General features: G+C 66.2%; 17 protein-coding genes. 6 read left to right on the forward strand and 11 right to left on the reverse strand.

The features are described 5' to 3' along the window. Nucleotides 1-18 precede the first annotated feature (18 nt). Together ACQ7JA_RS11730 and ACQ7JA_RS11735 are read right to left on the reverse strand one after the other, a co-directional pair. Nucleotides 19-894, reverse strand: a complete 876-nt coding sequence (locus ACQ7JA_RS11730; protein WP_430897803.1) for a universal stress protein — start codon at nt 892-894, stop codon at nt 19-21. Between the two features lie 105 nt (nt 895-999). Next, nucleotides 1,000-1,551: a hypothetical protein gene (locus ACQ7JA_RS11735; protein ID WP_430897805.1), complete on the reverse strand. Its 552-nt coding sequence runs from the start codon at nt 1,549-1,551 to the stop codon at nt 1,000-1,002. Between the two features lie 128 nt (nt 1,552-1,679). On the opposite strand from ACQ7JA_RS11735, the gene ACQ7JA_RS11740 reads away from it, so the two are divergent. Beyond that, nucleotides 1,680-3,443, forward strand: a complete 1,764-nt coding sequence (locus ACQ7JA_RS11740) for an ABC transporter ATP-binding protein (protein ID WP_430897807.1) — start codon at nt 1,680-1,682, stop codon at nt 3,441-3,443. 98 nt (nt 3,444-3,541) lie between these two features. Here ACQ7JA_RS11740 and ACQ7JA_RS11745 read toward each other — a convergent pair whose 3' ends face one another. The 6 genes from ACQ7JA_RS11745 to ACQ7JA_RS11770 all read right to left on the reverse strand — a co-directional run bounded on the left by ACQ7JA_RS11745 (nt 3,542) and on the right by ACQ7JA_RS11770 (nt 13,078). Beyond that, the gene (locus ACQ7JA_RS11745; RefSeq protein WP_430897809.1) at nt 3,542-4,528 is read right to left on the reverse strand and encodes a Gfo/Idh/MocA family protein; all 987 of its coding nucleotides are present in this window, start codon (nt 4,526-4,528) and stop codon (nt 3,542-3,544) included. Next, nucleotides 4,528-6,729, reverse strand: a complete 2,202-nt coding sequence (locus tag ACQ7JA_RS11750) for a heme-degrading domain-containing protein (protein WP_430897811.1) — start codon at nt 6,727-6,729, stop codon at nt 4,528-4,530. The genes ACQ7JA_RS11745 and ACQ7JA_RS11750 overlap by 1 nt, the downstream gene beginning before the upstream one ends. After that, nucleotides 6,726-8,063: an MFS transporter gene (locus tag ACQ7JA_RS11755; RefSeq protein ID WP_430897813.1), complete on the reverse strand. Its 1,338-nt coding sequence runs from the start codon at nt 8,061-8,063 to the stop codon at nt 6,726-6,728. Before ACQ7JA_RS11755 ends, ACQ7JA_RS11750 begins: the two co-directional genes overlap by 4 nt. Beyond that, nucleotides 8,050-9,108 (reverse strand): glucokinase, encoded by a 1,059-nt coding sequence (locus ACQ7JA_RS11760; protein ID WP_430897815.1) that lies wholly within the window; start codon nt 9,106-9,108, stop codon nt 8,050-8,052. The genes ACQ7JA_RS11755 and ACQ7JA_RS11760 overlap by 14 nt, the downstream gene beginning before the upstream one ends. A 72-nt stretch (nt 9,109-9,180) precedes the next feature. After that, nucleotides 9,181-10,530 carry a GH1 family beta-glucosidase gene (locus tag ACQ7JA_RS11765; RefSeq protein WP_430897817.1) on the reverse strand — a complete coding sequence of 450 codons (1,350 nt, stop codon included), beginning with the start codon at nt 10,528-10,530 and terminating at the stop codon, nt 9,181-9,183. Between the two features lie 85 nt (nt 10,531-10,615). Continuing rightward, entirely contained in the window at nt 10,616-13,078 is a 2,463-nt protein-coding gene (locus ACQ7JA_RS11770) for a TonB-dependent receptor (protein WP_430897819.1), read from the reverse strand. Between the two features lie 232 nt (nt 13,079-13,310). Here ACQ7JA_RS11770 and ACQ7JA_RS11775 point away from each other — a divergent pair, with 232 nt between their 5' ends. From ACQ7JA_RS11775 to ACQ7JA_RS11785, 3 genes are all read left to right on the forward strand, one after another. Next, the gene (locus ACQ7JA_RS11775) at nt 13,311-14,327 is read left to right on the forward strand and encodes a LacI family DNA-binding transcriptional regulator (RefSeq protein ID WP_430897823.1); all 1,017 of its coding nucleotides are present in this window, start codon (nt 13,311-13,313) and stop codon (nt 14,325-14,327) included. Between the two features lie 220 nt (nt 14,328-14,547). Beyond that, nucleotides 14,548-14,973 carry an organic hydroperoxide resistance protein gene (locus ACQ7JA_RS11780; RefSeq protein ID WP_231059284.1) on the forward strand — a complete coding sequence of 142 codons (426 nt, stop codon included), beginning with the start codon at nt 14,548-14,550 and terminating at the stop codon, nt 14,971-14,973. 595 nt (nt 14,974-15,568) lie between these two features. Beyond that, nucleotides 15,569-16,723 carry an MFS transporter gene (locus ACQ7JA_RS11785; protein WP_430897827.1) on the forward strand — a complete coding sequence of 385 codons (1,155 nt, stop codon included), beginning with the start codon at nt 15,569-15,571 and terminating at the stop codon, nt 16,721-16,723. 91 nt (nt 16,724-16,814) lie between these two features. Here ACQ7JA_RS11785 and ACQ7JA_RS11790 read toward each other — a convergent pair whose 3' ends face one another. Continuing rightward, a complete protein-coding gene (locus tag ACQ7JA_RS11790; RefSeq protein WP_430897829.1) occupies nt 16,815-17,867 on the reverse strand; it encodes a glycosyltransferase family 9 protein in 1,053 nt (350 codons plus the stop codon). Nucleotides 17,868-17,907: 40 nt separating this feature from the next. Next, nucleotides 17,908-19,602 (reverse strand): carbamoyltransferase family protein, encoded by a 1,695-nt coding sequence (locus ACQ7JA_RS11795; RefSeq protein WP_430897831.1) that lies wholly within the window; start codon nt 19,600-19,602, stop codon nt 17,908-17,910. 166 nt (nt 19,603-19,768) lie between these two features. Between ACQ7JA_RS11795 and nudC the strand changes: the two genes are divergently transcribed. After that, on the forward strand, nt 19,769-20,593 hold the full coding sequence (nudC, locus tag ACQ7JA_RS11800; protein WP_430897833.1) for an NAD(+) diphosphatase: 825 nt from the start codon (nt 19,769-19,771) through the stop codon (nt 20,591-20,593). A 129-nt stretch (nt 20,594-20,722) separates the two neighbouring features. Here the strand turns inward: nudC and ACQ7JA_RS11805 are convergent, their stop codons facing one another. Further along, on the reverse strand, nt 20,723-21,574 hold the full coding sequence (locus ACQ7JA_RS11805) for a hypothetical protein (protein WP_430897835.1): 852 nt from the start codon (nt 21,572-21,574) through the stop codon (nt 20,723-20,725). Nucleotides 21,575-21,716: 142 nt separating this feature from the next. Between ACQ7JA_RS11805 and folE the strand changes: the two genes are divergently transcribed. Beyond that, nucleotides 21,717-22,283: a GTP cyclohydrolase I FolE gene (folE, locus tag ACQ7JA_RS11810; RefSeq protein ID WP_430897837.1), complete on the forward strand. Its 567-nt coding sequence runs from the start codon at nt 21,717-21,719 to the stop codon at nt 22,281-22,283. The last annotated feature ends 79 nt before the right edge of the window (nt 22,284-22,362 follow it).

Consider the following 22,362-nt stretch of genomic DNA (forward strand, 5'->3'; position numbering starts at 1 on the left):
TCACCTGGCGCAGGTCGGTCAGCCATCGTCGTGGTCCTCGCGCGAGCGCAGCAGCAGCGTGTCGCAGGCCAGGTGCTGCAGCAGGTCTTCGCTGCGGCTGCCCATGAACATGCGGGACAGGCCGGATTGCGGATGCACGCCCAGCACCACCAGCTGGGTCGCCTGTTCCAGCGCATAGCGGGCGATGGTGTCGCTCACGCTGCCGTGGCCGATGAAGGTGGAGATGTGCGCGCGTGCGCCGTGCGCGAGGGGGCAATCGTCGAGGAAGCGTTCGCTCGCGGCCAGGGCCTCCTGCACCGCACCGGCAACCGGTTCGGCCAGGTCCTCGAGCACGTGGAACAGGACGATGCGGCGCCGCGGGAACAGGCGCGATGCGGTTTCGAGGGCGCTGCGGGCGGCGCTCGAGAAATCGTTCGCCACCAGGATGCGCTGGTAGGGACCGCGCGTACGCTGGCGCACCACCAGCAGCGGGTGGGCCAGGTCCCGGGCCAGGCGTTCGACGGTGGAACCGAGGATGAGTTGCTGGAAGCTGTCTTCGCTCGACGCGCCGGTGACGACCAGCGCGTCCTGCATCGCTCCCGAGACTTCCAGGATGCTGTCGGTGACGTCGCCCTCGACCACCCGCAGGCTCGGTGCCAGGCCGCTGTCCTGGAATTCCTCGTCCAGCTCGCGGCGCGCGGCGAGTTCGAAGGCCTGGGCCGCGCCGTCGCGGTCAAGCCAGGAAGAGACTTCCTCGGGGGTCCGCGGACCATCGCGCACCGTCAGGATGACGAGCTCGGACTGCCATTCGAGCGCCAGCTGCCTGGCACGGTCCAGTGGGCGGTCGCAGCGCGCGCACAGGTCCGTGGCAAGCAGCAGGCGCTGGGGCCAGGGGCCGCGGCTGCTGTCGTTCACGCCTTACCTCCATGCTGGAACAAAGTGGCAAATGCGTCTACTTTACTTTTTTTACATGGATTAAGGCAACCCGTTACTTCAGATCAACTCAGCAAACCATCCGCCTCAGGCGGTGGCGCTGACTGCCGGCGCGCTCTCGTCGACCAGGCCATAGGCCTTCTGCACGGTGCCGGACTTGTCCTGCGCCTGCTGTTCCAGCTTCTTCTCGTAGGCGATGCGTTCCTCGTCGCTGACCTTCTTGTCCGAGTTGGTGTCAGCCTCGGCGATGTAGTCGGCGGACTCGGTCTCCCTCGACGCGGCAGCGCCACCGCCGCCGCCGGCGGGGCGGGCGCCTGCGGGTGGCGCGCCCGCCGGGGCGCTCGCTTCCTCGGTCTCGCCGCTGCCCTCGGCCGGTGGCGGACCGTCTGGCGGGGGCGGCGGGGCTTCCGCCCTGGCGCGGTCGACGCGTGCGGCATCCGCCTGCGCATCCAGCTGGTCGCCCAGCCTTGCGGTGGCGCTCGACAGCGCGCTCTGCGTCTCGACGCCGCCCGTATTGACGCTGTCGCTTTCGGTCGTCTGGACCGACGGCGTCGCCGATGCCGTTTCTTCCGCCTGTGATTTCTTCCCCGGCGCCAGTGCTGCCTGCGCCAGTCCGGTGCTGCCGATACCTGTGACCATACTGCTCCTTCCATGAACGTCTTGTCTGTGTAACGGCAGCGCTGCGAACGGGGCGCAGGGCGGCAAATGTAAAGCGAGGTAAAAGCGCCCGTGCGCGCCGGCTTCGAGGGGCTTGGTAGGATGGCAAGATGCACATCCTCTGGAGCTATCTGCGCCCGCACTGGCGCCTTGCCGCGCTGGCGCTGCTGCTGGCAGGGGTGGCGCAGGTCCTGAACCTGGTCGACCCGATCATCTTCGGGAAGATCATCGACGACTACGCGCTCGACCCGGGTACGAAGAGCGACGAAGAACTGGTCTCGGGCGTGCTGCGCCTGCTCGGCCTCGCCGTGCTGGTGGCCCTGCTCTCGCGCCTGGCCAAGGCCTTGCAGGAATACGTGACGAGGCTCACCGTGCAGCGCCTTGGCGTGGCCATCTTCAACGATGGCCTGCGCCACGTGCTGCGCCTGAAGTACCAGGAATTCGAAGACCTGCGAAGCGGCGAGACCCTGTCGCTGCTGCAGAAGGTGCGCGCCGACAGCGAGCGCTTCATCAACACCTTCATCAATACGGTATTCGCCTCGATCGTCGGGGTGTCCTTCCTGGTCTGGTACGCGGTGACCAAGCACTGGCTGCTGGTGCCGGTTTTCCTGATCGGGGTGCTGGTGCTGGGCGGCCTGACCGGCTTGCTGAGCCGCGAGATCAAGACCCAGCAGCGCTCGATCGTGCGCGAGACCAACCGCAATTCCGGCTTCATTACGGAGTCGCTGCGCAACATCGAACTGATCAAGAGCCTGGGCCTGACCTTCACCGAGATCCGCCGCCTGCGCGAGCAGACCGACAGCATCTTCGCCCTCGAGATGCAGAAGGTGAAGCGCATCCGCCTGCTCTCCTTCTTACAGGGCAGCACCCTGAGCCTCTTGAGGCTCGCCATCCTGTTCGCGCTGCTGTGGCTGATCTTCCGGCACGTGCTGTCGACCGGTGAGCTGATCGCCATGCAGTTCATCTCGGTGGCGATCTTCGCGCCGCTGCAGGAACTGGGCAACATCATCCTCGCCCACCGCGAGGTGGAAGCGTCGCTGCTCAATTTCCGCACCTTGATGGACAAGCCGATCGAGCGCCGGCCCCAGGACTTCGTCGAGATCGGGCCCCTGACGCGGATCCGCTTCGCCGATGTGGGCTTCCGCCACAAGGGTGCGCCCGAGGATTCGCTGGTCGACATCTCCTTCAGCGCCTCGCTGGGCCAGACCGTGGCCTTCGTGGGTCCGTCCGGCTCCGGCAAGTCGACCCTGGTGAAACTGCTGGTGGGCCTGTACACGCCGGCGCGCGGCGAGGTGTATTACAACGAGACCTCGACCGAAGACCTGCGCTACAACGAGGCGCGCCGGCAGATCGGCTTCGTCACCCAGGAAACCAACCTGTTCGCCGGCACCATCCGCGACAACTTGCTGTTCGTGAAGCCGGATGCGACCGACGCGCAGATCATGGCGGCGATGGAACAGGCATCCTGCGCGAACCTGGTCGAGAAGTCGCCGGAAGGGCTGGACACCATCATCGGCGAGCGCGGGATGAAACTGTCGGGCGGAGAAAAGCAGCGCCTGTCGATCGCGCGGGCGCTGGTGCGCGAGCCGCGCCTCCTGATCTTCGACGAGGCGACGTCGGCGCTCGATTCGCTCACCGAGGAACAGATCACGAACACCGTGCGGCAGCTTTCTTCAAGCGCCGCCCGGATCACGATCCTGATCGCGCACCGCCTGTCGACCGTCATGCATGCGGACACGATCTACGTGCTGGAGAAGGGCCGCGTCGTGGAGACCGGCTCGCACGAGGCGCTGGTGGCGCAGAAGGGTTTGTATTACGCGATGTGGCGCCAGCAGATCGGCGAGCGCCCGGTGCCCCTTGATCGCAGTTCGTAGGGTGGGCGGATTCCGCCCACGCGTTCAAGCAGCGTGGGCATGGACGATGAGTGTCGCTTCTCCATCGGTTTGAACGCGTGGGCGGGGGACCGCCCACCCTACAAGTCGGAGGGATAGCGCAGCCCGATCTGTCCACGAATTTCGTCCAGCAGCGCCATCAGGTTCAGGCTGTCGTCCAGCGTCATCCAGGGATGCTCGAGCAGCCCTTCGCGCAGGCAGCGGCCGGCCTCGATGGCCTCATGCGTGTAGCCGTTTCCCAGGTAAGGGGTCGGGATGGTGCGCGAGGAGCCGTCCTGCAGCTCGACCGTGATGCGCTCGGCCAGGTGGAACATGCGGTGCATGCGGATGCTGCCGCCCGTGCCTGAGACCACCAGCTCCGAGGCCGAGCGGGCGCGCATCGAGCAGCTGCAGATCGACAGGGTGCCGCCGCTGTGCTTCATGGTGAAGGCGGTGCTCGCATCCACGCCGGTATCGGTGAAGACGGCCTGCGCGCGCACGCTTTCCACCTGGCCCAGCAGGGCGCAGGCGATCGAGAGCGGGTAGATGCCGAGGTCGAGGAGGGCGCCACCGCCCAACTCCAGCTTGTTGACGCGGTGTTCGGGGTCGAGCGTGGCGGAATAGCCGAAGTCGGCATGCACCTGGGTGATGGCGCCGATCTCGCCGGATGCCATGATGCGCTTGACTTCCGCAAGCGCAGGCATGAAGCGTGTCCACATGGCTTCCATCAGGAACAGACCCTTGGCGCGCGCCAGCGCCACGACTTCGCCGGCCTCTACCCGGTTCATGGTGAAGGGTTTCTCGCACAGGACGGCCTTGCCGCCCCCCAGAGCCAGCAGGGCGTTCTCGGCATGCATGGGGTGCGGCGTGCCGATGTAGATGATGTCCACCTCCGGTGCATCGGCCAGTGCCTCGTAGGAGCCGTAGGCATGCGCGATGCCGAGCTCGCGCGCGAAGGTGTCGGCGCTGTCCTGGGTGCGCGAGCCGACCGCGGCCAGCACCGCGCCGGGCGCATGCTTCAGGCCGAGGGCGAAGGCGCGCGCGATGCCGCCCGTGCCGAGGATGCCCCAGCGTACCGTGTCATTCATCAGATGTCCCCCTTCACCTCGAGGTAATCCTTCAGCACGTCCACCACCAGCTGGTGGTCGTCCGGGCCCGGCAGTCCCGAGACCGTGATGGTGCCGACCTGGCCCGTTCCCTTGACCACCACCGGGAAGGCGCCGCCATGTGCAGCATACTCCCGCGGATCGAAGCTGGGAATGGCGTCGTGGTCGAGACCGTTCTGCACCGCTTCGGTATGAATGTAGAAGGAGCTGTGGCCGGTGCGGTTGGCAAGGTTGCTCTTGCGGCGGATCCAGTCCAGGTGGTCGCGCGGCGCACCCTCCATGCCGTGGGCGAACAGCACCTGGCCGTTGCGTGCGATCTCGACGGTGACTACCTGCTTCCGCGCTTTCGCCCGCTCGACCAGCTTCAGGCCGATGTCGAGCGCCATCTCGTTGCTGAAGCGCTCGAACTGCAGCAGCGCTTCCTGGCGGCGCAGCAGGTCCAGCGCCGTGCTCGTGTTCTCCTTGTCGCTCATGCTCGGGTCCTTCGGGGTCAGTTCGGACAGGGCGGCGCTGACGTAGACCAGCGGCGCGTTCCAGTTGATGGCGACCTCGTTGCTGGCGAAGCTGCATACGTGGTCGAGGTAGGACAGGGCCGGCAGGGTGCTCGGGTAGGGCGGGCACTCGGCCTTGTCCTGCTGGAAGGGCTGGGGGCCGCCAGTGACCCAGCCGGGCACGGGCGCGGCCACGCTGTCGCCCTGCGATGGGCGGTGGTGGGGATGCAGCGAGGGGCGCGCGCCGAAGCCGGTGACGAAGGAATAGCCGAGCGCATTGCGGCCCAGGACGTAATCCAGCGCCGACTGGCTCGCGAGCAGGTAATCGCGCTTGCCATTCAGGCGGTAACCCTGCAGCAGCATCATGGCCTGGTTCAGCATGACGGCATTGCTGCCCCAGACGAAGTCCGATGCTTTCATTGGGACCCGGTATCCGGATGTGCGCCATTCCTGGGCCAGGCGTTCGGCCAGGCCGTCGACGCGCGCCGCGATCAGCTTGCGGTCCGCCAGGGGCGTCAGGCGCTCGCGGTGGTGGGCCAGGGACATCCAGGCCAGGCCGCGCACATCGTCCCAGGCAGGGTAGGTGCTGGACACTGTCTCCGGCTGCATCGCCGTGTAGTAGCTGTCCTTGCCGGTCGTGATATAGAGCTCCGCCGCGGCCCAGGCGAATTCGTCGTCCACGCGGGCGTCGCCATACTCTCCGGTGACCACGTCCGGCGGATTCTTGAACAGCACCGCCGGATTCGCCTGCGCCCACTTCCATGCCGCCTCGCTCGCCGCCAGCATCTTTGCCGCCATGCCCGGATACTGCTTCTGGTAGGGCGCCAGCACCCGGCTGGCCGCCGCCATGGTGGCGGCGAAGTCGAGGGCAGCCGAGGTGCTCTTGGCCACCACGTAGCGCGGCTCCTTCTGCGCCAGGTGCGGCATCACCATGGCGTCGAACTTCAGGTTGGTGAGCTTGTGATAGACGCCGCCATCCGCCGGGTCCTGCATGGACAGCATCCACGCGAGGTTCCACATCGCCTCGTCGATGACGTCGGGCACGCCGTTGCCGGACTCCGGGATGTTCACGTCCAGGCGCTCGAACCAGCGCGGGTAGTGCTCGAAGGCCACCAGCAGGGTATAGGTCGAGATGCCGGAACTGGGCAGGTATTTGTTGTAGTCGCCCGCGTCGTACCAGCCTTTGCTACTGGCGATGACGGTGCCGGCCGGACGACTGCCGGATGCGGCCGACGCATGGACCACGACCTTGTCGTCCGGATGCCCGGCCGGGCGCGCCCAGGCGCCGGCGTATTGCGGGGCAAGCGCGATTGCGGTGCGGTTGAAGTAGAAGGCCTTCAGCGAGGCCGCGCTCAGCGCGCGGTAGTTGTCGGGCCTGACCGGGAAGGCGTCGGACAGCGGCAGGCCGTCCACCTTGATGCGGTACTGCCCGGGCGCGACGAGCCCCGTGAAATCGGCAATGCGCACGATTTCGCCGGAGGCGTCCCATCTTGCCGGCGCACCGAGCGTGCCGGAGAACACCGGCTTGCCGCCCGCGGCCGGCACCACCTCGAAGCGCGCGCCGGCGTCCTGCGGCACCACGGCCAGCTTCTGGGAGCCGGGCAGGAAGCCGATCTGGTTGACCTTGACGATGCCTGGTGCAGCAGTGGCGCCGCCCGCTGCGCACAGCAGGGTGAGAAACAGGCGCTTCATGCCGGCATCGCCTTCGCTTGCCCATCGGCCGCCGGCGCGCTGCCGTCGTCGTGGTGGAAGGGTGCGTACCAGGTCGCGATGAAGGAGGGAATCGTCGCGACCATCACGAACACGAAGTAGCTGACGTAGCCCATCATCTCCTGCAGGTGGCCGCTGACCACACCAGTCGCCATGCCGCTCAGGGCCATCAGGCCGGTGCCGAAGGCGTAGTGGGTGGTGGTGTACTTGCCGGGCGCCAGCTGTTGCATCAGGTAGATCATGAAACCGACCGCGCCGAAGCCAAAGAAGAACTTCTCGACCACGACGCCGAGCGTGATGGCGAGCAGGCTGCCGGGCAGGTAGATGGCCATGATGAGGAAGGTGACGTTGGGGATGTTCACCGCGCAGCACAGCACGAACAGCGTCGATTTCAGGCCGCGCCTGGCCACATACCAGCCGCCCAGCAGGGAGCCGAGCAGCACGGCCGCCAGGCCGTAGGTGCCGTAGATCAGGCCGAGCATCTCGTTCGACAGGCCCAGTCCGCCCTTGGAGACCGGATCGACCATGAAGAAGGGCCCGATCTTCTCGAGGAAGCCGATGCTGAGGCGGAAGAGAAAGGCGAAGCCGATCATGCGCCACACGCCGCGCTTCTGGAACAAGGTAGCGAAGGCGTCCAGCAGGATGCGGCCGGCGTCGCGCACGCTGGAAGGCGTGTCGGCGGCGCGCGCGCCCTGCGGCATGAAGCGCAGGTGCCACAGTGCCATCAGGAGGGTGATCCCCGCGACCAGGAAGAAGATGACGCGCCAGGCGTCGATCCAGTCCGGCCCGAAGACCTTGGGATCATGGCCGAACACATTGGTGTGCAGGTAGCCGCTCAGGAAGACCATGCCGCCGGCGGCGACGATGGGACCGATGTTCCAGGACAGGCTCTGGATACCGCAGTAGAGCGACTGGGCACGGGTGTCGAGCGAGGTGACGTAGACGCCGTCGCTGGCGATGTCCTGGGTCGCGCCGATGAAGGACAGGGCGAAGAAGACCACCATCAGGAAGCCCATGTAGCCGGGCAGGCCGAGCGCCAGGCCGACGCCGGCGAAACCGAGGCCGATCAGCACCTGCGCGCACAGCACGAAGAACTTCTTGGTGCGGTACATCTCGACGAAAGGCGCGAACAGCGGCTTGACGGTATAGGCCAGGATCAGCAGGCTCGAATACTGGGCGGCGCGGCCGTTGTCCATGCCCAGGTTCTTGAACATGATGGCGGTGACGCTGGTGAGCATCACGTAGCCGAGGGCCATCGTGAAGTAGCCGGTCGGAACCCACAGCAGCGGCGACACTGCCGGTTTAGCGCTGCGCATGATCGAGCTCCCCGTGCTGGTGGGCGGCTGCCGGCAGGGCCGAGCGCAGGCGCCGGCGCGCCTGAAGCGGCGGATGCTGCGCCAGGTGGTCGGCCAGGATGGCCGACGCGCCGCTCAGGGCCGGGTAGGGCGCGGTGATGACCCAGGTCGGAATCCGCGCGGTGAAGGCGCTGAAGCGGCCCTTCTTCTCGAAGCGGGCGCGGAAGGGCGAGTCGGCGAAATACGCTCCCAGCTTGGGCACCACGCCGCCGCCGATATAGATGCCGCCCTGCGCCCCCAGCGTCACCGCCAGGTTGGCGGCCACGGTGCCGAGCATGCCGCAGAAGCAGTCCACGGCTTCGCGGCTGAGCGCATCGCCGCCGGACAGGGCCCGCGCGACGATGTCGGCCGGCGTCAATTCGGGTGCGGGAGAAGCGCCGCGGCTGGCGGCCAGCGCCTCACGGATCAGGGCGATGCCGGGGCCGGAGACGAAACGCTCGGCCGACACGTGGTCGAAACGCTGCCAGCAATAGCGCAGCACGTCGACTTCGCGCTCGTCCAGCGGAGAGAAGGCGACGTGGCCGCCCTCGCTGTGCAGCGGCACCCAGCGGCCATTGCCGGGCACCAGCCCCGAGACGCCCAGGCCGGTGCCGGCGCCGACCAGGCCGATGGCGCTGCCCGCGCGGGCCACGCCGCCGCCCACCTGGACCACGTCGACGGCTGCCAGCACGGGCAGGGCCATGGCCAGGGCCGTGAAATCGTTCACCACCAGCAGGGTATCGAGTTTCAGCTCGGCGCGCGCAGCAGCGATCGAGAAGGCCCAGTCGTGGTTGGTCATGCGGATGGCGTCGCCATCGACCGGGTTGGCGATCGCGATCACCGCGTGCTCCACCCGCGTGTCGAAGTGCGCCAGATAGGCGTGCACTGCGTCCTCGAAGCGCGGATAGTCCGCGCAGGGGAGCGTCAGCATGGCCGTGATGGCTCCCTTGCCTGTTTCGAGCGCGAAGCGCGCATTGGTGCCGCCGATGTCGGCCAGCAGGCGGGGGCTGTTCGAATAATTATGCATGTCTCCTCCTTCGTTCTGGCGTAGGGTGGGCCTGGGCGGCCCCGCGAGTCCTCCGCCCACCCTACGGACATCTCAGCCGCCGCGGGCCGCAAGAAATTCCCGGTACCACAGCGCGCTGTCCTTCAGCGTGCGCCTCTGGGTCGCATAGTCCACGTGGACGATGCCGAAACGCTTGGCGTAGCCCGAGTTCCATTCGAAATTATCCAACAGGCTCCACAGGAAGTAGCCCTTGACGTCGACGCCTTGCGCCATCGCCTCACGCAGGGCCTCCAGGTGGCTGCGCACGAAGGCGATGCGCCCGGCGTCGTGCACCTGGCCGCCTTCCACCACATCCGGCGCGGCCATGCCGTTCTCGGTGATGTAGATTGGCGGGAGGTCGTACTCGCTTTTCAGCTTGAGCAGCAGTTCCGGCAGGCCTTCGGGGTAGATCTCCCAGCCCATGTCGGTGAAGCCGTGCTTGCCCGGCATGGGTTTCGGCGGATTGTCGGCGCTGCACCAGGAGCGGAAGTAGTAGTTACAGCCCAGGAAGTCGATCGGCTGCCTGATGATGTCGAAGTCGCCCTCCTGGACTTCAGGGGCGTTGGCGCCGTGCACGCGCAGGGCCAGTTCCGGGTAGTGGCCCTTGAAGATCGGGTCCATGAACCACTGGGTCGAGCGCGCGTACTCGAAGGCGGCCAGGTCGCGGTCGGCCTGGGAATCGGTGGCCGGGTCGGCGGTCCACTGGTTCAGGACGATGCCGAGTTTCGCGGGGCTGCCGACGGCGCGCATCGCGCGCATGGCCAGGCCGTGCGAGAGCAGCAGGTGGTGCGAGACCTGGATCGACTGTTTCAGGTCGCGCACACCGGGCGCGAACTGGGCGTTGCCGTAGCCGAGGTTGGCCGTGCACCAGGGCTCGTTGTGGGTGGCGATCGCCTCGATCCGCTTGCCGAAACGGCGCGTCACCTCATGGGCATAGTCGGCGAAGCGATGGGCGGTCTCGCGATCGAGCCAGCCGCCCTGGTCTTGCAAGGCCTGGGGCAGGTCCCAGTGGTAGAGCGTCAGGTGGGCGCGGATGTCTTTTTCGGCCAGGGCGTCCAGCAGGCGGTCGTAGAAATCGAAACCCTTCTCGTTCCAGGCGCCCTTGCCATCGGGCTGGACGCGCGACCAGGCCATCGAGAAGCGGTAGGCGTCGACGCCGAGGCCGGCCATCAGGTCCACGTCTTCGCGGTAGCGGTGGTAGTGATCGCAGGCGATGTGGCCGTCGCTGCCGTCCTTGATGTTGCCCGGGGCGGCGCAGAAGGTGTCCCAGATCGAGGCTCCCTTGCCGTCGGCGCGGGAGGCCCCCTCGATCTGGAAGGCGCTGGTGGCGACGCCCCAGGTGAAGTCGGTCGGAAAATCGCGCACGCTGTCGAAGGCGGAAGTAAACATTGGACGTTGGGTCATGGAGCGTTGTGAATCGAGGTGAAAAAAAGGCGGACCGGAACCGCTGTCCCGGCCCGCCGTGCTGCCCGGCTTCGATAAGCAGGGATCAGAAATCGAAGCCGGTGTTGATGCCGATGGTGCGTGGCGGCTTGTACTGGGCCAGCCACGGACCGAAGCCGTTGAAGGCGCTGGTCTTGATCTTCTTGTCGTTCACGTTGCGCACGAAGGCGTCGACCCACCAGCCCTTGTTCTGGTAGCGCAGGCCGAGGTCGGCGCTGGCCCAGGCTGCCTGGCGGTCTTCCGGCCCGAAATTGAACACCGACAGTTCGGCGTCGGTCTCGTAGTGCGCCGTCACGCGCGGCACCAGGGTGCCGCCGTTCGCCAGGTTGAAGGTGTGCTGGTACATGATCGTGGTCGAGAAGCGCGGCGCGTGCGGCAGAGTGTTGCCGGTGACGTCGAGGCAGCGGTCGAACTCCGGCTTGGCGGCGCAGGGGCGCGGCAAGGTGTAGTCGTTGGAGCCTGCGATCAGGGCGCCCAGCTTGGTTTTCAGGAGAGCGAAGCTCACCGACAGGCGGTCGCTTGGGCTCAAGCGCGCCGCGATCTCGGTTTCGAGGCCGTAGACTTCGGCGCCTTCCGCGTTCTCGATCGACAGGCCGCGGCTGCCGTCCGAGAAGTTGACCGGCGAATTGAACTGGAAGTCCTTGAAGTCCATGTAGAACAGGGCGTTGTTCACCTTGACGGCGCCGTTCATGAAGGAGCTCTTCGAGCCGACCTCGTAGTTGGTGAGCGTTTCGGGCTGGTAGGTCAGGCCGCGGTCTTGCGTGCCGCCGGACTTGTAGCCGGTCGAGACGCTGCCGTAGACCATGTGGTCCTTGCTGATGTCGTAGTTCACGCGCGCCAGCCAGGTCACCTTGCTGCCGCTGAACTTGCCGTCGTTGCCCGGCACGTCTTCCTTGAAGCCCGGCTGGACGCGCGGGTCGATCGACGGGTTCAGCGGCAGCTGCGGCGCGCTGGCGTCATAGGCCCAGGTATAGGCGCGGCCGCCGATGTTCTCGCGCTTGTCGTGGGTGTAGCGCGCGCCGGCGGTCAGGTGCAGCTTGTCGGACACGTTCCAGGTGGCCTGGCCGAACACCGCCGCCGAATCGACGGTTTCCTTCGGCTGGATGAAGGAACCCTGCCAGCCGACGCTGCCGCCATCCTTGGTGCCGTTCAGGACCGGGATGTCGAAGCGGATGCTGTTTTTCTCGGCGCCGTAATAGAGGCCGGTTTGCCAGTCGACGGTACGGGTGCCGGTCGACTGCAGCAGCAGTTCATGGCTGTGGCTGCGGTAATCGGAATCGGTGGTGGTGTGTTCCTGCCAGGTAGCGCCCGAGATGATGGAGGTCGGCACGGTGGCGCCGCCGTCCTGGTCGAAGCGCATCGTGCCCTTGTACTTGGAGTAGCCGGCCACGTAGTGCAGGGCCATGTCCGAACCGATGTCCCAGCTCAGGCGGCTGCGCACATTGTGGCTGGTGCGGTCGATCCAGGGCGCGCTGTCGCTCAGCATCGACCAGTGTTCCTGGCCGGGACGGGGAGTTTGCATCAGGTTCGCGCTCGGGGTGCCGCGGTCGTCGAACTTTTCGTAGGCGATGTTCCAGCGCAGGCCAGGTGCGATCTGCCACAGGAGGCTCAGGCGGGCGGCGGTCTGGTCCTGGGCGTTGTACTTCCTGTCGCCGACGGCGAAGTCGTTCGGGTTAATCAGGCGGAACTTGGCCGGGTCGCCGCCCGCGGCAAGATAGGCGGCGCGCTGCTGGGCCTCCGGCACGCCCGGGAATTTCTGGTAGTCGACGTAGCCGTCGTGCTGCTCGTGGACCACGGCGAAGCGCAGGGCGGCATTGTCCGAGATCGGGATGTTGACGGCGCCGCGCATGCCATAGCGGTTGTAGTCGCCGATACCGCCTTCGACATAGCCGGCGCGGCTGCCCAGCTCCGGCTTGACGGTCTGGATGTTGACCGCGCCGACGGTGGAGTTGCGGCCCCACAGCGTGCCCTGCGGACCGCGCAGCACCTCGATGCCCTCGACGTCGAACATCAGGGCGGTGGCGCCTTCCGCGCGCGGCGAGTAGACGTTGTCGACAAAGGAGGCGACTTCGGGATCGGCGTACTGGGTCTTGGCGCTGTCGTTGCCGATGCCGCGCAGGGTCATGGTGGTGACGCCGTGGTCGCCCTGGGCGGTGGCCTGGAAGCCGGGCACCAGCTGGACCACGTCGAGCATGGTCTGCACGTGGTTGTCGGCCAGGGTCGCGGCGCTCAGGGCAGTAATCGCGATCGGGGTCTTCTGCAGCGAGGTCGAGCGCTTGGTCGCGGTGACGATGACTTCCGCCATGCCGTTGCTGTTAACGGCCGGGGATGGGGTGGCGGCCGGGCTGGTAGCGGCTGCCGGGTTGGCGGCGTCGCCCGGGCGGACCATGTCGGCTGCGGTCTGGGCGGATGCGCTGCCGATGCCCGCGACAAAGGTCAGGACGGCCAGCTGGATGGGGGCGAAGGTCAGGCGCGTGACGCCGCGACGCTGCGGTGCAGAGGTTTCCATGTTGTCTCCAATATTCGAATTATCTTGTTTTATTGCTTCTTTGCAGGTGTTTCAAGAAATCGGTTTCATAAATCTTGAAAACGATTTCATGCTAAATGTGCTTAGGAGCCGATGTCAAACGAAATTTTAAAAAGTTAATGAACGAGCGTTCTGTTTGCGTTAGTGCAAAAGCTATGAAAGATTTTCATGGCGTGGTAAGCTCAGCCCTGTCATCCGACCGGCATACGACTTCATGAAAAACGACGAGATCAGCAGCGGCACCACTACCCTGAACCAGGTCGCGAGCGCCGCCGGCGTTTCTCCCGCCACGGTGTCGCGCTTCTTGAACGGCACCGCCAAGGTCTCCGATGAAAAGCGCCGCACCATCGAGCGCGTGATCGAAGAGCTCAATTACAAGCCGAACCGCCTGGCGCAAAGCCTCAAGATGGGCAGCACCCGCACCATCGGCGTGCTGACCCAGTCGCTCGAGAGCGGCTACTTCAACCGCGCCATGGTCGGCATCGAGGATGCGGTGAAGGATTCCGGCTATGCCCTCCTCATCATGAGCGGCCACTGGCATGCTGACGAGGAGGCCGAGCGGGTCGAACTGCTGATCGGGCGCCGCGTCGATGGCGTGGCGATCCTGACCGGGAATATGAGCGACCGCCAGATCCTCGATTTCTCGCGGCGCGTGCCCATCGTCGCCTTCGGCCGCAAGGTGGCCGGCGAGCGGGTGCTGAGCTTCGGCCTCGACAACTACCGCGGCGCCTGCGAAGCGGTCGACTTCCTGGTCGAACAGGGACACCGCCGCATCGCGATGATCACCGGCCCGGCCGACCACGAGGATGCGCGCGCACGACTGGCCGGCTACCGCGACACGCTCGCGAAACACCGCATCGAGGTCGATCCGAACTTGACGGTGGCGGGCGACTTCCAGGAGTCGGGTGGCCTGCTGGCGGTGAACCAGCTGCTCGCCTCGAACCAGCGCTTCACCGCCATCTTCGCCGGCAACGACCTGACCGCCTATGGCGCGCGGCTGGCGCTCTACCGCCGCAGCATCCGGGTGCCGGACGATATCTCGATCGTCGGCTTCGACGACCTGCACAGCTCGATGTACACGACGCCGCCCCTGACCACGGTGCGCCAGCCGCTGTACGAAGTGGGCACCAATATCGGCCGCATGATGCTGACCATGCTGGGCCACGAGCAGGCGGGCATGGACATGCCGCCCCTGAGCCTGATCGTGCGGGAGTCGGTGCGCCGCATCTGAGGCTTGGTCCGCGTCACGCGGTACGAATTCATGCGGACCGCATGAAAGCATAAATATCGCTTGCAATAGAATAGCGCGCTATGTATTATGGCTCCGTGTTCAACAAATGGCGGCTGCCACAGGGACGAAGACCATCCCGGACGCTGCCGATATTTAAATAGCGCGCTATAAAATAGCGTTTTAATTATGGGCAAGGCCCAATCAGACAAGGAGCATCACCATGGCAATCGAAAAAGTCCTCTACCGTGCAAGCGCCAAAGCCACCGGCGGCCGTGACGGCCGCGCTGTTTCTTCCGACAATGCGCTCGACGTCAAGCTGTCGACCCCGAAGGAACTGGGCGGCGCCGGCGGCGACGGCACCAATCCGGAACAGCTGTTTGCTGCAGGTTACTCGGCCTGCTTCCTGGGCGCGATGAAATTCGTGGCCGCGCGTGACAAGCTGAAGATCTCGCCGGACGTGTCGGTGCAGGGCAGTGTCGGCATCGGCCCCATCCCGACCGGCTTCGGCATCGAAGTGCTGCTGCAGATCAGCCTGCCGGGCGTGCCGGAAGACGAGGCGCGCACCCTCATCGATCGCGCCCACATCGTCTGCCCTTACTCGAATGCCACGCGGGGCAACATCGACGTGACCCTGCAGCTCGTCTGAAGCGCGTTCCGGCTTGCCGGACCAGGGAGCCAGCCTTGTCGGCATACCGGCAGGCTGGCTTTCTGCATTTTTGGCAATGCCTTTTCTGATGTCTCGGTATAAGTCATGTGCGGATCTGGTCCATTTCTGCATTTCACAATTCACATATTAATCACAGGTAATAGATCACGCAAATAAGGGATATAAATAAACCGAAGAATGTGCAGCTTTCCTGCCAGTTTAATTATTCCATTTGGGCCAATGTTTGATGATCTCGATGGATGCGCATTTCGTTTTATTTATGGATTACCAAGGGTTTCGGTGGTATTCAACCGTGCGCCAGTCATGGTATCTCAGCAATATTTGCTTACATTTAGGCGAATTTCGGCCTCAAATCAGGCGGATTTGCACGCTTTGGTAACTATTCGCCAAGGAAGTTGCCATCTTTGCGTCGACGTAAAACAACGCTCCTAAATATTTTTCCGCACGGCAAACAAAAAATTTTTTTGGTCGTTAAAATTGCCTCCCATCAGCTTCCTGACGAATTAATTCAAACGCTCAGGATCGGCTGGCACTTAAGAAAACCCACCGAAAAAATTTAACAATCTCGTTACCGATGCACACCACTGTTTCGACCCAACGTTCGTTTTCCCTCGCGCAAACCCAGCAGTACGCACTACCTGTCCTGTTCGCACTATTCGGCCTGATCATGGGCTCCTGGGCCGGCCGTATCCCGGCCCTGGCCGAGTGTGTGCAGGTCTCGCATTCGGCCCTGTCGATGGTCCTGCTGTGCGGCGGCCTGGGCGCCGTCCTGTCCTGCCCGCTGTCATCGTTCCTGATGGGCCGTATCGGGGCTCGCAAGTCGATGCTGGTCTCGGGCATGGCCTTGCTGGGCGTGCTGGTCTCTATCGGCCTGGCGCCGACGGTGCAGCGTCTGATGGTATCGGTCCTGATGCTGGGCATCACCGCCAGCATCTTCAATGTCGCCATGAACTCGGCCGCCACCAGGCGCGAAAAGCAGACCGGCAAGTCGGAGCTGTCGATGCTGCACGGACTCTGCTGCGCCGGCGGCCTGGCCGGCGCCACCCTCGGCAGCCTGATGGCCACCATGAAGATCGCCCCGGCGACCCACTTCCTGATGCTGGCTGGTCCGCTGGCGGTCGTGCTGTGGGGTGCGTTCAGCATGATGGACGCCGACGATGATGTCGAACAGATCAAGAAGGAGCCTTTCTCGCTGCCGCGCGGTTCGCTGGCCCTGCTGGGCGCCCTCGGTTTCCTGGGTTCGATGGCGGAAGGCAGCATCGCCGACTGGAGCGGTGTGTTCCTGAAAGAACACTTCGGCGCGTCCGATGGCTTGGCGCCGCTGGCCCTGTCCTGCTTCTCGGTCATGATGCTGCTCTCGCGCATGGTCGGCGACAAGCTGAAAGTGCGCTTCGGCGCCCAGCGCCTTGTCACCTTCGGCGCCATGATCTCGGCAAGCGGCCTGCTGTTCGCCGTCGTGTCCCCGAGTGCCCACGTCGCACTGGCGGGTTTCGCGGCCGCCGGTCTCGGCCTGGCGCTGCTGTTCCCCTTCGTGTTCAGTGCGGCCGGCGCCCAGGGCCCGGCGGCCCTGGCGGCGGTGGCCGGCATGGCCTACAGCGGCAGCCTGATGGGCCCGCCGGCGATCGGCGCCGTCGCCCACTTCGTCGGCATGCAGGCGGCCATCGCCTACCTCGGTGGCCTGTCCCTGGTTATCGCCCTGGTCGCCAGCCGCACCCGCCTGCTGAAGTAAGCGATTCGCCGGTCCGCCGGCACCCTTCCTCGCGCGGCGCAAGCCGCCTTCCAGCGCAGACGCCCGCAAGGCCGTCTGCGTTTTTTTCGTCTCACCAGTATGGCCACATCCCGGCGGCGCGCTGCCCGCTGGGCGCCGTTCCCGCAAGAAGGGCGCGGGCATGTTCCAGCACGACGGCCCAGCGCTCAGCGGCCGGATCCCAGATGCAGCGATGGCGCAGCCGGTCCGGCGGCGCCCAGCGCGCAATGTCGGCCTTGCCGGAAACGACGACGCTGCTCAGTCCGAGCCCGGCCGCGATGTGGGAGACACCTGTATCGCTGCAGACCAGCAGGCGCGAGCGGCTCATCAGTGCGGCCATGGCGCCGTTCGATATCGGCGCCGCAGCCTCGATTGCCGGCGATCGCATGTGATCCGCGACCGTGCGTACCATCGGCGCGTCGCCGGCCCAGCCAGTCAGGACTGTCGATAGTCCGAATTCGGCGTGCAGCTGGTCGGCCACTCTTGCGAAACGTTCCGGCGGCCAGCATTGCTCGTCCGTGCTTGCGCCCGGGTGGATGCAGATGAAGTTTCCCGGTACGAGGCCGGACGCGACCCGGCTGGCTTCGAGTTCCTCGGCGTCGCCCGGCAGCAGGGGAAATTCGAGGCGGCGGCCGACGGCTGGGGCGCCGAGATGTTCGCACAATTGCAGCAGGCGCTCGGACTCCGAGCCGGACGCGGGGAAGGGCAGCAGCAAGGTGCGGCTGGTCCCGGCCGTCTCGCCGCGCGTGAAACCGGCCATGGCGCGGGCGCCGAAGCCGGCGACGATATGATTGCTGACCTCGCCGCCGTCGTGCCACTGCAGGGCCAGGTCGAAGCCCTGCTCGCGGATGCCGGCGTAGAAGCCAGGTAATTCTTCGGGACGCGCTGTCTGCCCGGGCAGCAAGGGATGACCGGGGAAGGCGATGAAGCCGTCCAGGTAGGACGGGAAGCGTTGTGCGAACTGCGCCATGTCCGGCAGGCCGGCCAGCACGATCCGTGCTTCCGGCAGGGCGGCGCGCAGCGCGCGAAAGGCGGGAGTCGCGCACAGCATGTCGCCGAGCTGGAGGGCGCGGAACACGATGGCGCTGCGCACGCCCTGCCGCTGCAGGAAAGTGCGGGTTTTCATGCCGGCGCCATGTCGTGCCCGGCGCGCGCGGTCGCCAGCGTCATGCCGGCAGCTCCGGCTCGCGGCGCTTGGTGACGAGGAAGGGCGGCATCGCCAGCGCGTGCAGGGGCATCTGGCGGAAGGCGGCGACTGCTTCGAAGGGCGTCTCGACGATGGGTTCGTCGTGGCCATTGAAGGAGGTGTTGAGCAGCACCGGCACGCCGGTGCGCACTTCGAAGCCGGCCAACAGGGCGCGCAGCAGCGGGTCGTCGCTGGGGCTCACGGTCTGCGGGCGGGCGGTGCCGTCCACGTGGGTGATGGCCGGCAGCATCGGCGCGATCTCGGGACGCACCGGGGCGGCGAACTGCATGAAGGGAGACGGACCGCTCAAATCGAAGTAAGCCGGCGCCCGTTCTTCCGGCACCACCGGGGACAGGGGACAAAACCACTCGCGGCCCTTGACGCGCGCATTGATCCAGTCGCGCACGCAGTCGCGGCGCGGGTCGGCCAGGATGCTGCGGTGCCCCAGCGCCCGCGGACCGAATTCGCTGCGGCCCTGGTAGAGGCCGACCACGCGGCCGCTGCACAGCAGGTCGAGCATGCGCGCGCACAGGGCGTCGCGCCCGCGCGGCTGCTCGATGACGAACGCATTTTCTCCCTTGCCGGCGCCCTCGAGCGCGGCCTCGATGTCGGCCAGCTGGGGGGGCGGCCCGAGGTAGTCGGCGCTCCAGCGGAAGTCGCAGCATTGCCCGGCCACTTCGGCCAGGCCGTAGACCGCGCAGCCGAGCGCGGTGCCGGCGTCGCCGGGCGCGGGCGGTAGAAAGACGCGCCGGAACGGCGTCTCGCGCAGCAGGCGTGCGTTGGCCGAGCAGTTCAGGGCCGTACCGCCGGCGAAGCACAGGTGCTCGGCGCCGGTCTCGCGGTACAGCCAGTGCGCCAGCCCCAGCAGGGCCTCTTCGAAGGCGCGCTGGCCGGCGGCGGCCAGGTTGGCGCAGTCGGTAAACCGCGCATCCACGCTACCGAAGCGGAAGCGCTTGCGCTCGCGCAGCAGCGAGCGCCAGGCCTGGGGGATGCCGACGGCCATGCCCTCGACCGACAGCAGAGGCAGGCCGAGCGCGTCCGGGTCGCCGTAGGGCGCCAGCCCCATGACCTTGCCTTCATTGCCTTCGCCGGGGAAGATCGCCTGCGTGAGCAGGAAGTAGAACATGCCCAGGCCCACCAGGCGCTCGTCGTCGCGATCCCAGACCTGCTTGCCGATGCAGTTGACGCCTCCCGCGCGGCTGGCGGTGTAGAAAGAGGAAACCTCGCGCCAGTCGCCCGGCGTCTGGGAAGCGCCGCTCCAGTGTTCGGTGAAGTCGGCCACGGGACTGCCCTGGCCGTCGATCACCATCACCGCCGCCTCCTCGAAAGCAGAAGGGTGGAACACGCTGTACAGGTGGGCCATGTGGTGCGAGATGCGGGCCCGCCGCGCGCCATGCGCCAGCCGCAGGGTGGCGGCCAGTTCTTCCTCGTACAGCGGCAGCTGCCGCACTTCCTCCTCTAGCGGGAAGCATTCGACCACGATGTCGACCGGCCGGTCGAGCCCGGGCAGCCGCGGCGAATAATGGTCGCGCAGGTCGCCGGGCTTGCCCCAGTGGTGCTTGCGCCGCGTGAGGCGTTCCTTCTGGATGGCCCAGGCCAGGTGCGAGCCCTGCATCAGGCAGATGCTGGCGTCCTGGCTCCGGTTGATGCCGAGCACAATAGGAAAATCATCCATGGTCCTCTCCAGTAGGGGCGGCGAGCAGCGTTCAGCCCAACTTTGAGCCGGATGAGCAGCGAATAGTTCGCGTGGCGAAGGCGCGCAGCGCTGATCGGGTCGGACGAAGACCTGCGCGAAAGGCGGTATCATCAAGCACCGCGTCCTCTACCTTGCCGCCCAAACCATGCTCCTGACACCGCCTTCGTTCACCCCGCTGTTCGCCCACCGTCCCGACCCCCATCCCCTGAGTTTCGTCTTCCATGCCGGCCGCCTGCTGGTGCGCGAAAGCGACCTGGCCCTGCCGGACGCCGCGGTACTGGCGCAGCTGGACGTCGATCGCGCGCGCCTGCAGCCGCTCGGCATGCTGGGCGAGCGCTATTGCGAGACGGGATGGTTCGACAGCGAGCCGGTGCTACCGCCGGGCTATGTCCTGCTCGGCCTGCGCGCGGTGCTGTTCTCGAACATGGATGAATCGCTGCGTGGCCTGGCGGCGCGCGCCGCCCAGGTGGCCGAGTGGGCGCGCACCCACCGCTTCTGCGGCGCCTGCGGCAGTTCCACCGTGCTGGCCACCGGTGAGCGCTGCTACAAATGCGTGCAGTGCGGGCACATGGCCTATCCGCGCATCTCGCCTGCCATGATGGTCCTGATCAAGAAGGGCGACAGCGTGCTGCTGGCCATGCACCTGCATTCGCCGACCAAGCGCTTCGTGCCGCTGGCGGGCTTCCTGGAGGCGGGGGAGTCGGTGGAAGAGGCGATCCACCGCGAGGTCTACGAGGAGGTGGGACTGCGCGTGCAGAACCTGCGCTACTTCGCCAGCCAGTCCTGGCCCTTCCCGCATTCGCTGATGCTGGCCTTCACGGCCGACTACCTCGATGGCGAGATCCGCATCGACGCGACGGAGCTGGCCGAGGCGCGCTGGTTCGGACCGAACGACGAGTGGCCGGAGCGGGTGCCGCACATTTCGGTGTCGAGCGTGCTGGTGGACGCGCACCGGCCGCCGGGGCGCTGATCCTCCGGGGGGGACCAAGGGTGGTCGGGGCCTCCCGACCGCGCGTTCAACTCCCGGATGCTCAGTAGCAGCGCATGCCGGAGCTGAACGCGCGGTCGGCGAAGCGTGATCCGGTCGACTGGATCACGCCTACGTGGCTGCAGCAGCGTTGTCCTTGACGGACGCCGGCGCAGCCCGCGGTTTGGCCCCGGTCCCGCGCAGCTGCACGGCGCGCTGCAGCAGGTCGAACCAGAAGGGCGCCCCGAACAGGGTGGTGCCCGCGGTGATCAGCCAGCCCGCCATCTGCAGGGCGAATGCGCTGTCCAGCTGCGGCGGGAAAGTGCTCCAGCCGATCGGCAGCGCCCACAGCTGGCGCAGCGCCTCGGCGTCCAGCGCGGTGGGGGCGGCCTCGATCTGGGCGGCGAGCGCCGGGTTCTGCCACAGGGTCTTGAACAGGTGGATGCTGTCGATGTTCAGCAGGATGGTGAGCAGCATGGCCAGCAGGAAGGAAATCAGGAGCTGGCGCCGTTTATACACACCCGATAAACGCTCCATCGCGCTGTTGAACCAGCCGGCGACGCCGTCCTGGAAGCGCTGCAGGTCGCCGCTGGACTGGCGGTACAGGGCCAGCAGCACGCGCCGCACCTGCTCGTCGGGCAGGGCCTCGATGGCCGCCTGCAGCGGAATGGCCGGGTTGCTGCGCAGGGAATCGAGCAGGGCGATCGCGAAATGGGCCGGTTCGATATAGGACGGCCGCACCGACAGCGGACGCCCCGCATGCGAGCTGCCATGCGGATTGACCAGCGGGTGGTCGTAGAGGCTCTGGGCCAGGGCTTCGCAGCGCGGGTCGTCCAGCATGCGCTTGATGGCCGCCAGCAGCATGTTGGCGCGCAGGCTGAAGGCCGCCGCCAGCGCCTCCTGCAAGGTACTGACGACCAGCGCCAGGGTGCCGTAGCAAAATGTCAGGCCGATGGCGACTTCGAGGACAGTGCTTCCGAACATGGCTTCTCTCCCAGGTTGACCCTCACCCACGCTACGCCACGCGCACTTACGACCCGTTAATTTTGCTCAAGAAATTGGCAGACCCAGGCCGGCTAAGCGCATTTTCTATATACTTGCGGCACTCGATTTTTTAAGGTTCACCATGTCTGACAAAGAAGCTTTCACCGAACACGACTGGCGCCGCCTGCTCACCAGCATCGGCGAGGACCCCGACCGTCCCGGCCTGCAGGAGACGCCGCAGCGCGTGGCGAAGGCCTGGAAACACTGGACCTCGGGCTATGACCAGGATCCCGTCGAAGTGCTCAAGGCCTTCGAGGATGGCGCCGAGGAATACAATGAGCTGATCGTGGTGCGTAATATCCCGGTCTACAGCCATTGCGAGCACCACCTGGCGCCCTTCTTCGGCAAGGCCACCGTCGGCTACCTGCCGAACGGGAAGATCGTCGGCCTGTCGAAGCTGACCCGCCTGGTCGACATCTTCTCCAAGCGCCTGCAGGTGCAGGAGCGCATGACGATCCAGATCGCCAACGCCCTGATGGAAGTGCTGGAACCGAAGGCGGTCGGCGTGGTCGTGAAGTGCCGCCACATGTGCATGGAAAGCCGCGGCATCCGCTCCATCGGCGAAGAGACGATCACTTCGGCGATGCTGGGCGAGCTGCAGCCGAACCTGGCGCTGCGCACCGAGTTCCTGGCGCTCACGCGCGACTAAGCGTTTATTCCGCCGGCCTTCGCCCGAAGGCCGCGTTTGTCTGGGAACCTGTTCCGGATCGCCCCTCTCCAAGTTATTT

The sequence above is a fragment of the Massilia sp. BKSP1R2A-1 genome, from assembly GCF_050586525.1.
GTDB lineage: Bacteria > Pseudomonadota > Gammaproteobacteria > Burkholderiales > Burkholderiaceae_D > Telluria.